11 protein-coding genes are annotated in these 12,761 nt (G+C 66.4%); 5 read left to right on the top strand and 6 right to left on the bottom strand.

Annotation, left to right across the window (positions count from 1 at the left end):
- The first annotated feature begins 61 nt into the window (after positions 1–61).
- A complete protein-coding gene (gene ligA, locus J0F76_RS06225; protein ID WP_242690028.1) occupies positions 62–2,251 on the top strand; it encodes an NAD-dependent DNA ligase LigA in 2,190 nt (729 codons plus the stop codon).
- Positions 2,248–4,344: an ATP-dependent DNA helicase RecG gene (gene recG, locus J0F76_RS06220; protein WP_207466912.1), complete on the top strand. Its 2,097-nt coding sequence runs from the start codon at positions 2,248–2,250 to the stop codon at positions 4,342–4,344. Before ligA ends, recG begins: the two co-directional genes overlap by 4 nt.
- A 259-nt stretch (positions 4,345–4,603) precedes the next feature.
- Here recG and J0F76_RS06215 read toward each other — a convergent pair whose 3' ends face one another.
- A complete protein-coding gene (locus tag J0F76_RS06215; protein ID WP_207466910.1) occupies positions 4,604–5,041 on the bottom strand; it encodes an iron-sulfur cluster assembly scaffold protein in 438 nt (145 codons plus the stop codon).
- 61 nt (positions 5,042–5,102) lie between these two features.
- On the opposite strand from J0F76_RS06215, the gene hisI reads away from it, so the two are divergent.
- On the top strand, positions 5,103–5,459 hold the full coding sequence (gene hisI, locus J0F76_RS06210; protein WP_207466908.1) for a phosphoribosyl-AMP cyclohydrolase: 357 nt from the start codon (positions 5,103–5,105) through the stop codon (positions 5,457–5,459).
- Between the two features lie 63 nt (positions 5,460–5,522).
- Here the strand turns inward: hisI and gluQRS are convergent, their stop codons facing one another.
- The 5 genes from gluQRS to J0F76_RS06185 all read right to left on the bottom strand — a co-directional run bounded on the left by gluQRS (position 5,523) and on the right by J0F76_RS06185 (position 10,007).
- Positions 5,523–6,374 carry a tRNA glutamyl-Q(34) synthetase GluQRS gene (gene gluQRS / locus J0F76_RS06205; RefSeq protein WP_207466906.1) on the bottom strand — a complete coding sequence of 284 codons (852 nt, stop codon included), beginning with the start codon at positions 6,372–6,374 and terminating at the stop codon, positions 5,523–5,525.
- Positions 6,356–7,693, bottom strand: coding sequence for a methylenetetrahydrofolate--tRNA-(uracil(54)-C(5))-methyltransferase (FADH(2)-oxidizing) TrmFO (gene trmFO, locus J0F76_RS06200; RefSeq protein ID WP_207466904.1), 1,338 nt, complete (start codon positions 7,691–7,693; stop codon positions 6,356–6,358). Before trmFO ends, gluQRS begins: the two co-directional genes overlap by 19 nt.
- Before the next feature lie 93 nt (positions 7,694–7,786).
- Positions 7,787–8,410, bottom strand: coding sequence for a 50S ribosomal protein L25/general stress protein Ctc (locus J0F76_RS06195; protein WP_207466902.1), 624 nt, complete (start codon positions 8,408–8,410; stop codon positions 7,787–7,789).
- A gap of 65 nt (positions 8,411–8,475) precedes the next feature.
- Entirely contained in the window at positions 8,476–9,684 is a 1,209-nt protein-coding gene (locus J0F76_RS06190) for an alpha-hydroxy acid oxidase (RefSeq protein ID WP_207466901.1), read from the bottom strand.
- 56 nt (positions 9,685–9,740) lie between these two features.
- A complete protein-coding gene (locus J0F76_RS06185) occupies positions 9,741–10,007 on the bottom strand; it encodes a hypothetical protein (protein WP_207466899.1) in 267 nt (88 codons plus the stop codon).
- A gap of 75 nt (positions 10,008–10,082) precedes the next feature.
- Here J0F76_RS06185 and J0F76_RS06180 point away from each other — a divergent pair, with 75 nt between their 5' ends.
- Positions 10,083–10,667, top strand: coding sequence for a TetR/AcrR family transcriptional regulator (locus J0F76_RS06180; protein WP_207466897.1), 585 nt, complete (start codon positions 10,083–10,085; stop codon positions 10,665–10,667).
- A gap of 75 nt (positions 10,668–10,742) precedes the next feature.
- Complete coding sequence (gene dnaG, locus J0F76_RS06175) at positions 10,743–12,650, top strand: DNA primase (protein WP_207466895.1); 1,908 nt, start codon at positions 10,743–10,745, stop codon at positions 12,648–12,650.
- Positions 12,651–12,761: the final 111 nt, after the last annotated feature.

Genomic DNA, 12,761 nt, shown 5'->3' with positions numbered 1-12,761 from the left:
GCCTCTGGGAAATCCTCCGCCGGCCGTTGTATGGAACGGATGACGAAAGGCGGAGGCGGCGATGACGGGGCAGATGCAGGATGAGGACGCGCAGGCTCGGCCGGACGTGGCTGAGCTGGATGAACGGCGCGCGGGCGACGAGATCAGCGACCTGGTCGCCCGGATCGTCCAGGCCAACGAGGATTACCATCGTCACGACGCCCCGGTCCTGTCCGATGCCGACTATGACGCGCTGAAGCAGCGCCTGATGGCGCTGGAGCGTGCCTTTCCCCAGCTTGCCTCGCCTGACAGTCCTACCCGGAAGGTCGGGGCGGCCCCCGCCGAAGGCTTTGGCAAGGTCACGCACGCCCAGCGGATGATGTCGCTGGAAAACGGCTTCACGGCCGAGGACGTGGCGGATTTCGTGTCCCGCGTCCGCAGCTTTCTTGGCATGCGCGACGGACGGCTGGACTTCACGGCCGAACCAAAGATCGACGGCTTGTCGCTGTCCCTGCGCTACGAAGACGGGGTCCTGGTGCAGGCCGCGACGCGTGGCGACGGCACCGTGGGCGAGAATGTCACCGCCAATGCCCGAACCATTGCTGACATTCCCCATCGGCTGCCGAAAGACGCGCCCGCCGTCGTGGAAGTCCGCGGCGAGGTCTACATGAGCCACGCCGATTTCGAGCGACTGAATGCGGCCGAGGATGGCCGCGTCTTCGCCAACCCCCGCAATGCCGCTGCGGGATCGCTGCGCCAGATCGATCCGGCGGTCACCGCGTCCCGTCCGCTGCGGTTCTTCGCCTATGGCTGGGGCCAGTTGAGCGCACCCCTTGCCGACACGCAGATGGGCGCGGTCGAGCGTCTGGCCGCCCTCGGCTTCCAGGTCAATCCCTTGACGCGCCTGTGCCAAGATGCCGAGGGGATGATCGCCGTCTGGGCCGAGATCGAGCAGCAGCGTGCGACGCTTGGCTATGACATCGACGGCGTGGTCTACAAGGTCAACGATCTTGCGTTGCAAACCCGTCTCGGCTTCCGCTCGACCACGCCCCGTTGGGCGCTGGCACACAAGTTCCCGGCCGAGACGGCGTGGACCCGTCTTCACCGCATCGACATCCAGGTTGGCCGCACCGGCGCGCTGTCCCCGATCGCACGGCTGGAGCCGGTCACGGTCGGCGGGGTGGTCGTCTCGAACGCGACTTTGCACAACGAGGATTACATCGCCGGCCGCGACAGCACCGGCACCCCGATCCGCGAGGGGCGCGACATCCGCGAAGGGGATTGGGTCAAGATCTATCGCGCAGGCGATGTCATTCCCAAGATCGCCGACGTGGACCTGTCGCGCAGGCCGGATGGCAGCCAGCCCTACGCTTTTCCCGAAACCTGCCCGCAATGCGGGTCCGACGCGATCCGCGAGCCGGGCGATTCGGTGCGCCGCTGCACCGGCGGCATGGCCTGCCCCGCCCAGGCGGTCGAGAAGCTGAAGCACTTCGTCAGCCGCGCGGCCTTCGACATCGACGGCCTGGGCGCCAAGCAGATCGAGATGTTCTTCGCCGACGCCACCCTGCCGATCCGCGAACCCGCCGACATCTTCACCCTGGCCGAACGCGATGCCGCCAGCATTGCCCGGCTGAAGAACCGCGAGGGCTTCGGCGCCCGCTCGGTCGAGAAGCTGTTCGCCGCCATCGAGGACAAGCGCCGCATCCCGCTGGAACGCCTGATCTTTGCGCTGGGCATTCGTCATGTGGGAGAGGTCGCGGCAGGCATCCTGGCGCGGCATTTCGGCACATGGGATGCGCTGATCGCGGCCATCGACGCCGCGGCGCATGAACCCGCCTTTGCTGCGGATGACAGGTCGCGACGCTTGGCGATGGCCGACAGCCCGCATTGGGCGGAACTGACCACGATCAACGGGATTGGCGCCGTCCTTGTCCAATCCCTTGTCACGACCCTGACGCAAGAGGCCGAGCGTGCAAGCATCGACCGCCTGATCGCCCGGATCGAGGTAATCCCGGCCGCAGCGCGCCAGGCGCAGGAAACCGCCATCAGCGGCAAGACCCTTGTCTTCACGGGTACCTTGGAGCGGATGACGCGGGCCGAGGCCAAGGCGCGGGCCGAGGCCATGGGTGCCAAGGTCGCGGGATCGGTCAGCGCCAAGACCGACCTGCTGATCGCCGGGCCGGGTGCCGGGTCCAAGGCCAGGAAGGCCGCCGAACTGGGCGTCAAGGTCATCGACGAGGATGAGTGGCTGCTTATCGCGGGCGGCTCATGACGCAGCCCAAGGGTCGTCCGCCGGCACTTTTTCCGCTGTTCTCGGACGTCGACACCTTGCCCGGGATCGGTCCGAAAAGCCGTGCGTCCTTGGGGCAGATGGGCATCGAACGCCCGCGTGACCTGATCCTGACGCTTCCGGCAAGCGGCGTCACCCGGCGCCGCATCGCACGCATCAGCGATGCCCGCCCGCCCGAGGTCGTCACCATTGCTGTAACGGTGGGCCGCCATCATCCGCCGACGACGCGCGGCCGTCCTTGGCGCGTGCATTGCAGCGACGGGACGGGCGATCTGACCCTGGTGTTCTTCCATCCCCGCAAGGAGTGGATCGAAAGCCAGCTTCCGGCAGGCGCCCGCCGCATCGTCAGCGGCAAGGTCGAACTGTTCGACGGCCTTGCCCAGATGGTCCATCCCGACCATGTGCTGCGAGAGGATGATCCCACCTTGCCCGAGTTCGAGGCGGTCTATCCCCTGGCCGCGGGGTTGACGCGAAAGGTCATGGCGAAGGCCGTCGAGGCTGCGCTGACCCGCCTGCCGCCTGTCGGCGAGTGGATCGACCAGCAGCTTGTGGCCCAGCGCGGCTGGCCCGATATTGCGACCGCGCTGCGGCAGGCGCATGATCCGCAGTCCGTTCGCGACCTGTCCCCGGATGCTCCGGCGCGCGCGCGATTGGCCTATGACGAGTTTCTGGCGCACCAGATGACCCTGGCCCTGGTGCGACGGGAAAAGCGGCGCCTGAAAGGGCGGCCCAGCCGAGGCAACGGGCGGCTGCGCCGGGCGGTTCTGGAAAGCCTGCCCTGGCCGCCCACGAACGCCCAACGCGGCGCGGTCGAGGAGATCGCGGCCGACATGGGTAGCGACCGGCGCATGAACCGGCTGCTGCAGGGCGATGTCGGTTCGGGCAAGACACTGGTTGCCATGCTGTCAGCCCTTGTCGCGGTCGAGGCGGGCGGGCAGGCGGTGCTGATGGCCCCGACCGAGATCCTCGCCCGCCAGCACGCGCGAGCACTGGAGCCTCTTGCGCGCGCGGCCGGCATCAGGCTTGCGGCCCTGACCGGCCGCGACAAGGGTGAATTGCGTGCGCAAATCCTGGAGGATCTGGTTGAAGGGCGCATCGACATCCTGGTCGGCACCCATGCGGTGTTCCAGAAGGACGTGCATTTCCACGACCTGAGGCTGGCGATCATCGACGAACAGCATCGCTTCGGCGTGGGGCAGCGGCTGGAACTGTCGGCCAAGGGCGAGGTGCCGCCCGACATGCTGATCATGACCGCGACGCCCATCCCGCGGTCCCTGGCGCTGACGCAATATGGCGATCTCGACATCTCGATCCTGGGTGAAAAGCCGCCGGGACGGCAGCCCATCACCACCGTGATGATCAGCGACCAGCGGCTGGACCAAGTGACCGCGCGGCTGCGTCATGCTTTGGATCAGGGCGCGCGGGCCTATTGGGTCTGCCCCCTGGTCGATGAAAGCGAAGTGACCGACCTGACCGCCGCCGAAGCCCGGTTCCAGTTCCTGCGCGCCCAGTTCGGAGAGGCCGTGCGCCTGGTCCACGGACAGATGCCGGCCGATCAGCGCGACGCGGCCATGGGCGATTTCGCCAGCGGCCGCGCCCGGCTTCTGGTGGCGACCACGGTGATCGAGGTCGGCGTGGACGTTCCCGAAGCGACGATCATGGTGATCGAGCGCGCCGAGAGCTTTGGCCTGGCCCAGTTGCACCAGCTTCGCGGACGGGTCGGTCGGGGCAAAGGCGCCTCGACCTGCCTGCTGATGTACCACCCGCCGCTGGGCGAGACGGGCGCACAACGCCTGACGACCCTGCGCGATACCGAAGATGGTTTCCGCATCGCGGAAGTGGATCTTGAGATGCGCGGGGCAGGCGACGTGATCGGAACCGCCCAGTCGGGCCTGCCCCGCTTCCGCATCGCTGATCTGGAACATCAGGCGGGGCTGATGGCGGTGGCACGGCAGGATGCGCGGGCCTTGCTGGACCGCGACCCCGGTCTGGAAAGCCAGCGCGGACAGGCGATTCGCATGTTGATGTGGCTGATGAGCCAGGACGAAGCCATCCGCCTGATCTCTATCGGCTAAGAAGTTCTTAAAATGTTCTTTACAGAACGGCGCGAGTATGAGAACAAAAGGGCAACAAACAGGAGTTGCCCATGTCTCGTGAATTCGCTTCTGATCTGCTCGGTGTTACCGCCCTTGCCGTCACGACGCTGATCGTGCTCTGGCTGCCTGCCATTCTGCAGGCCTGAACTCTGCCCCGCGTTGCTTTGACGGCGCTCCGCCTGTGCGTCCGTCAGTCCCCCTGCACGCGCAACTACCGGCCCCTGGTGGGCCGGTTTTTTTAGGCCTCGGCCTGGGCGATGGCGTCCAGGGTGGCATCCCAGGCCAGCAGGATCGAGGCATGACGATTGGGATAGTCGCGGGCGGGCAACAGCGCCTCGAGATCGGCGAAAGGAACCTGTGGCGGCTCACCGGACGAGGTCAGCATGGCGCGCAGGGTGTCGCGGGTCGCGGCGATCTCGTCACGGCTGCGACCGATGACCGCCTGTCCCAGAACCGAGGCCGAGGCCTGGCCCAGCGCGCAAGCCCGCACCTCCTGCGAAAAATCGGCGACCCGATCCCCGTCCATCGCGACATAGGCCGTGACCGACGAGCCGCATTGCGGCGACCGGCGCATGGCCTTGCCGTCGAAGTTCTGCAGCGTGCCGAGATGCGGGATGGCCGTTGTCAGAGCCAGGATGCGGCGAGAGTAGAGTTGCATGAGATCGCTGTCGGCCATCGGTCTTTCCCACGGGCTGCCTTGGGCCTAGATAGGAACCCGATCTGCGAAAGGAAACCCGATGTTCGACCCTGCCAGCCTGAAATATGATGCGAACGGCCTGATCCCGGCCATTGCGCAGGATGCGGACAGCGCAGAGATCCTGATGATGGCCTGGATGAATGCCGAAAGCGTTGCGCGGACCTTGCAGACCGGCCGCGTCACCTATTGGTCCCGGTCGCGGCGGGCCTTCTGGGTCAAGGGCGAAAGCTCTGGACATGTGCAGGAGCTGGTGGACCTGCGGGTGGATTGCGACCGCGATTGCCTGCTTGTCCTGGTGCGCCAGCATGGGCCCGCCTGTCACACCAACCGGCGTTCATGTTTCTATACCGCGATCCGCGACGGGGTCGAGGTCGGGATCATGGAGCCGATGGCGTAAAGGGGGCGCTGCCCCCGTCGCGCGATGCGCGACTCCCCCGGGATATTTGGAGTCCAAAGCAGGTCAGAGGGCGAGCATCCGGCGGATGTCTTGCGGGGTGGCACCATCCTCGCGGTAATGACGGATCGCGCGGGCGTCGTCGCGCTTGGCAAGCCGCTTGCCTGCGTCGTCGCGGATCAGGCGATGGTGATGATAAAGCGGCGTCGGAAAGTGAAGCAACTTCTGAAGAAGAACGTGGATATAGGTTGAATCGAAAAGATCTTTTCCACGCGTCACCACCGTGATGCCTTGGTCGGCGTCATCCACCACGACGGCCAGGTGATAGGACGTGCCCATGCCCCGCCGCGACAGGATCGCATCGCCGATGCCGCCCAGGAATTGGTCGCGGGTCAGCGCATGGTCGTGGCCGGGCATGATCGCCTCGTCGCGGAAGGCGATCCAGTCGATGCCCAAGGCGTCGAAGGCCCGGGCGGCATCCAGGCGGATCACGTCGTCCGGCCCGGCATCGGCCAGGCTGCGGCCCCGGCAGGTTCCGGGATAGACCAGCCCGTCCGGACCGGCGGGCAAGCCACCCTCCTGCGGGGCCGAGAGTGCCGCGCGGATGTCGCCACGGCGGCAGCGGCAAGGATAGCTGTAGGGTGCAAGCCGGGCCAAGGCATCGCGATAGGCGCCCATGCGGTCGGACTGGCGCATGACCGGGCGTTGCCATTGCACGCCCAGCCAGATCAGGTCCTGATAGATCGCGTCCTCGTATTCGGCACGGCAACGATCGCGGTCTATATCCTCGATCCGCAGCAGGAACTGGCCGGACGTGGCTTCGCGTTCCGCCAATAGCGCGGCATAGGCATGGCCCAGGTGCAAGAGCCCGGTAGGCGAGGGCGCAAAGCGGGTTCGTCTTACTGCGCCGCTAGCCATGCCGAAAAGTCGTCCTTGGCACGTTGCGTATAGGCGGGATAGCGGTCCTTGCGGCCCTTCCGTCCGCCGCGCATCTCGTCGAGCGGGGGAAACAGGCCGAAGTTCACGTTCATCGGCTGGAAGGTCTTGGCCTCGGCCCCGCCGGTGATGTGGTTGACCAGGGCGCCCATTGCGGTGGTCAGGGCGGGCGGCGGCAGGTCGCGGCCCAAAGCCTGAGCGGCGGCCATCCGGCCCGCCAGCAGCCCCATCGCCGCGCTTTCGACATAGCCTTCGACGCCTGTGACCTGCCCGGCGAAGCGCAGGTTTGGACGCTGGCGCAACCGCATACGGTCGTCCAGCAAGGTGGGCGAGTTCAGGAAGGAGTTCCGGTGAATGCCGCCCAGCCGCGCAAAGCTGGCATTCTCTAGCCCAGGGATCATGCGGAACACCTGGGTCTGCGCACCGTACTTCATCTTGGTCTGGAATCCTACGATATTGTACAGCGTTCCCAATGCATTATCACGCCGAAGTTGAACCACTGCATAAGCTTTTTCATCCGGCTTATGCGCGTTGGTCAAACCCACGGGCTTCATCGGTCCGTGGCGCAGCGTTTCTCGGCCGCGTTCGGCCATGACCTCGATCGGCAGGCAGCCGTCGAAGTAGCCCGCCGTCTCGCCCTCGTGGAACTCGGTCTTGTCGGCGGCCAGCAGGGCGTCGATGAAGGCCTCGTACTGCTCGCGGTTCATTGGGCAGTTGATGTAGGCCTTCTGCTCGGCCTCGGTCTCGCCCTTGTCGTAGCGGCTTTGTTCCCAAGCGATCGTCATGTCGATGGTGTCGGCATGGACGATCGGCGCAATCGCGTCGAAGAAGGCAAGCGAGTCGGTGCCCGTAGCCGACCGGATCGCCTGCGCCAATGCGTCCGAGGTCAGCGGACCCGTCGCGATGATCCAGTTGCCGTCGTCAGGCAACTCCGTGATCTCGCCGGGGACGATCTGGACAAGCGGTTCGGCTTGCAGCGCCTCGGTCACCGCGGCCGAAAATGCGTCGCGGTCGACGGCAAGGGCACCGCCTGCGGGCAGCCGGTGGCGATCGGCAGTGGCCATGATCAGCCCGCCTGCCGCGCGCATTTCCCAATGCAACTGCCCCACGGCGTTCATCACGTCGTCGTCGGAGCGGAAGCTGTTGGAACAGACCATCTCGGCGCAGTCGCCGGTCTTGTGGGCGAAGGTGCCCTTGGCGGGGCGCATTTCGTGCAGGACGACCGGAACGCCCGCACGGGCGATCTGCCAGGCAGCCTCGGACCCGGCAAGGCCCGCGCCGACGATATGGACTGGTTCCATGTGACCTCCTGCGAATGGGCTAGCAAAGCGGCCCTCAAATGGAAAGGGCGGTGCCAGCGGCACCGCCCCGATGATTGCGCAAGGCGGAAAGGATCACTCCTCCGCTGCGGCCTCGGCTGCTTCGCCGCTGTCGTCGCCCGAACGCAGCGCCGACGGCGCGGCGATGTTGGCGATGACGAAGTTGCGGTCGATGGTCGGCTTGACGCCTTCGGGCAGCTTCACGTCGTTGATGTGGATGGTGTCGCCGACGTTCAGGCCTTCCAGATCGACGGTGATGTGATCGGGAATGTCACCGGCGGTCACGACCAGCTCGACCTCGGGGCGCACCGTCACGAGGGTGCCGCCGCGCTTCAGGCCGGGGCATTTCTCGTGGTTGATGAAGTCCACGTGGATGAACAGGTTCACCTTCGAGGTGCGGCGCAGGCGCATGAAGTCGATGTGGATCGGCAGATCCTTCACGACGTCCTTCTGCACACCGCGGCAGATGACGCGCACGTCTTCCTGGCCTTCGACCTTCAGGTTGAACAGCGTGGACATGAAGCGACCGGCACGCAGTTGCGTCAGCAGCTTGTTGAAGTCGAACTGGATGTTGACCGCATCCTTGTGGTCACCATAGACGACTCCGGGCACCTTGCCTTCGCGGCGAGCTTGGCGGGCGGCCCCCTTGCCTGACCCCGCGCGCGGCTCGGCCACCAGATCAGGGATCTCTTTGGCCATGATATGTTCCTAACTTGGTTGTTGACGCCGCCATCCTCCAAGGGTGCATGGCGACAGGTCGCGGCCTATACGGCAAGCGGGGTGATTTGTGAAGGCCTGATCGGCGCCTGGATATCATATTCGTCCAGGAAGCCGCGCGGGATCATCACGTTCTGCGGGCCGATGTTCTTGACGTCCCGTTCGCCGCAAAGAGCCATGCTGATGTCCAGTTCCTTGCGGATCACCTGCAGGGCGGCGGTGACGCCGGCCTCGCCCATGGCGCCCAGTCCGTGCAGCCAGGCGCGGCCGATCCAGGTCGCGTGCGCGCCAAGCGCCAAGGCCTTCAGCACGTCCTGGCCCGACCGGATGCCGCTGTCCATGTGGACCTCGATCTGGTCGCCCACGGCCTTGACGATGTGCGGCAGCATCCTGATCGAGGACAGCGCCCCGTCAAGCTGCCGGCCCCCATGGTTCGACACGATGATCGCATCCGCGCCGAAATCGGCGGCTATGCGTGCGTCGTCGGGGTCCAGCACCCCCTTCAGGATCAGCTTGCCGCCCCACAGGTCGCGGATGCGGGCGATCTTGTCCCAGTCCAGCTTCTCGTCGAACTGCTCGGCCGTCCAGCTCATCAGGCTGGAGGGGTCTGCCACGCCCTTGGCATGGCCCACGATGTTGCCGAAGAAGCGCCGCTTCGTTTGCAGCATCCCCATGCCCCACCGCCAGCGCATCGCCAGATCCAGCATCGTCGGCAGCGTCAGCTTGGGCGGCGCGGACAGACCGTTCTTCAGGTCCTTGTGTCGCTGGCCCAGGATCTGCAGGTCCAGGGTCAGCACCAGGGCGCTGCATCGCGCCTTTTTCGCCCGCTCGATGATGGCGGCAAGGAAATCCTGGTCCTTCATGACGTAAAGCTGGAACATGAAGGGCTTGGTCGTGTGTTCCGCCACGTCCTCGATGGAACAGATCGACATGGTGGACAGGCAGAAGGGCACGCCGAACTTCTCGGCCGCGCGGGCGGCGTGGATCTCGCCATCGGCGTGCTGCATCCCGGTCAGGCCCACCGGCGCCAGAGCGACCGGCATGGTTGCGAGCAGGCCTGCGATGTCCGATGCCGTGCTGCGGTTCGACATGTCCACCGCGACCTTCTGGCGCAGCTTCAGCCTGGCGAAATCGGTCGTGTTCTCGCGGAAGGTCTGTTCGGTGTAGCTGCCCGATTCAGCATAATCATAGAACATCTTGGGCGTGCGGGCGCGGTGCATCCGCTTCAGATCTTCGATCGAGGTGATGACGGGCATGGAACTCTCCCCCAATTTGGTCAAAAGTTTTTACCAGAGTGGAGGACGGTCCGCAATCAATCCCGTTGCCGCATGCGCGACAGCGCCTCCGGCTCGATCACCGGGCCGCGAAGGGCATCGGCGCGACGGCGCAGGTCGGCGGCGCGCCCCTCCGCCTCGGCATTGGCGACGACGGGCGAGGATGCCGCGTCCGGCGCATGATCGGGCAGGGTGGGTTCGGCCAGGATCTGCTCGGTCGGCAGCAGGCGGGGGTAGGGGTCGGCATCACCGCCGCAGCCCGAAAGCAGGCTGGTGCAGGCGGTCAGGATCAGGACGTGTTTCATGGCGCGAAGCCTAGGGCGCGCGTGGCTGCGGGGCAACGGGCTTTCCCGGCCCAACGGTGCGCGCTAGAAGATGCCATGGCCCGCACGCAAGGTTCCCGCGCCGAGATCACCGGCCCCCTGATCCGCGACCAGGCCCGCCGCCTGTTCGCGCGGCAGGGTTATGCCGCCGTGTCGATGCGCCAGATCGCCTCCGCCGTGGGGGTGCAGGCCGGGGCGCTTTACGCCTATACGCCCGACAAGCAGGCCTTGCTGCTGGACCTGATGGAAAGCCACATGCAGGACCTGCTGTCCGCCTGGACGGACGTGCCGGGTGATCCCTTGCAAAGGCTGGAACATTTCGTCCGCTTCCACATCGACACCAGCCTGGATCATCCAGACTCGGTGTTCCTGTCCTATATGGAACTTCGCAATCTCACGCCCGAGAACTTTGCCCGCATCACCGCCCTGCGCAGCCGGTACGAGGCCGCATTGGAGACGATCCTGCGCGACGGGGTAGCGGCCGGGCTGATGCGCCTCGACGACGTCAAGCTGGCGACGATGGCGCTGATCGCGATGCTGACCGGGGTGACGAACTGGTATCGCGAAGGCGGCCGACTGGACCGGCGCCGCATCGGCGACATCTACTGGAGCCTGGCGCGCGGTGCGGTCGGGGCGGATTGACCGCAGCTTCTTCGTTGTCCAAATACCCAGCTCCCGACGCTTGCCGCGCAGCGCCTCCGCCCCGATAATTGCCCCATGAGTCTTCCTCCCGGCTTCCTTGACGAGATTCGAAACCGAGTTCCGATCAGCCGCGTGATCGGGAAGAAGGTCGTTTGGGATCTGCGCAAGTCGAACCAGGCGCGCGGCGACTGGTGGGCGCCCTGTCCGTTCCACCAGGAAAAATCCGCCAGTTTTCATTGCGATGACCAGAAGGGCTATTACTACTGCTTCGGCTGTCACGCCAAGGGCGACGCCATCAAGTTCCTGCGCGACGCCGACGGGATGGAATTCATCGAAGCGGTCAAGCTTCTGGCCGCCGAGGCTGGGCTGCAGATGCCGGAACCCGACCCTCGTGCCCGCGAACGCACTGACCGGCGAACCCGCCTGCTGGAGGTGACCGAAGCCGCCTGCCGCTGGTTCCGCCTGCAACTGCAGACCGGTGCGGCGGCCGAGGCGCGCGACTACCTGCTGCGCCGCGGCCTGGACCGCGGGGCCGAGGACCGGTTCGAGATCGGCTTTGCCCCCGACAGCCGTACGGCGCTGACCCAGGCCTTGCGCGACAAGGGTTACGACGAGGCGCTGATCGTCGAATCGGGCATGTCGGCCAAGCCCGACGATGGCGGCGCGGCCTATGACCGTTTCCGGGGCCGCATCATCTTCCCCATCCGGGACGGGCAGGGAGGTTGCATCGGCTTTGGCGGGCGGGCGATGGACCCGAACGCGCGGGCCAAGTATCTCAACAGCCCCGAAACGCCGCTGTTCGACAAGGGGCGCAATCTTTACAACCTCGGCCCCGCGCGCTCGGCGGTGGCGAAGGGGCAGCGGCTGGTAGTGGCCGAAGGCTACATGGACGTGATCGCGCTGTGCCGCGCAGGCTTCGAGGGCGCGGTCGCCCCCCTTGGCACCGCCATCACCGAGGACCAGTTGCGCCTGATGTGGCGCGTCTCGCCCGAACCCGTGATCGCCCTGGACGGTGACGCGGCGGGGCAGCGCGCGGCGCAGCGGCTGATCGACCTGGCCCTGCCGATGACCGGGCCGGGCCAGGCGCTGCGCTTTGTCATCCTGCCCGCGGGTCAGGACCCCGACGACCTGATCAAGGCTGCGGGGCCCGGCGCGATGGGCGCGTTGCTGGACGGCGCGCGCCCGCTGGTTGACCTGCTCTGGTCGCGCGAAACCGAAGGTCAGGTCTTCGACAGCCCGGAACGCAAGGCGGCGCTGGACAAGCGACTGCAGGATGCCATTGCGAAGATACCCGACGAGCTGACCCGCAACCATTACGCCGAGGAACTGCGCCGCAAGCGGTGGGAGCTTTTCGGCGGCGGTCCGCGTCGGAACGCGCGGCAGGGCAATGCGCGGCAGGCCGACCGCAAGTCCGCGCCTCGCGGCCGTGGCCAGGCGCCGCGCCCCCTTCCGGCGGTGGCCGCCAATCCCTTGACCGCCGCCGCGCTGCTGGAGGGTGCAAGCCTTCTGATCTGCGCGCTGCGTCCGGAACTGGTGGCGCAGGCCGAAACCCGGTTGGAGCGGCTGTCCCCGCCGGATCCCGACCGCGCGGCATTGCTGTTCGACCTGCTGTCGCACGGCGAAAGCCCGGCGGGTCGGCGCGGGCTTGAAACGCTGCGGCGCGACGCCCATCTGGGCCTCACTCCGGCGGTGATCGGCTCGCAGGATGCGGAAACCGCCCTGGCGATATTGAACAATCTTCTGGATCGACTCGAGGCGCAGCGCGCGGCCGGAACCGAGCTTGCGCGTGCCGAGGCCGAGATCCAGGGCGAGGCGGATGAAGGACTGACCTGGCGGATGCAGCAGATCGCGCGCGCCCGCCATCGCGCCGAAAGGCCCGAACTGGAAGGCGGCATGGACCTGAACGAGGATCGCGACGCGCTGTCGGCGCAGTTGTCGCAGTTCGTGGATGGCCAGATCTGGCGCAAACCGCCGCGCCGATGACCAGACGGCGACTGATTCGGGCAAGACCGAATCAAGTCAATCGCCTGCCCTTTGATTCGGAGGGAGGGCACGCTAGATATACGACGACTTTCGGTGATTCGCGTCGGTGGC

The sequence above is a fragment of the Paracoccus fontiphilus genome, assembly GCF_017356265.1.
In the GTDB taxonomy this organism is placed as follows: Bacteria; Pseudomonadota; Alphaproteobacteria; order Rhodobacterales; family Rhodobacteraceae; genus Paracoccus; species Paracoccus fontiphilus.
Note: the sequence above shows the minus strand (reverse complement) of the source record. Positions and strands in the feature narration are given on the sequence as shown.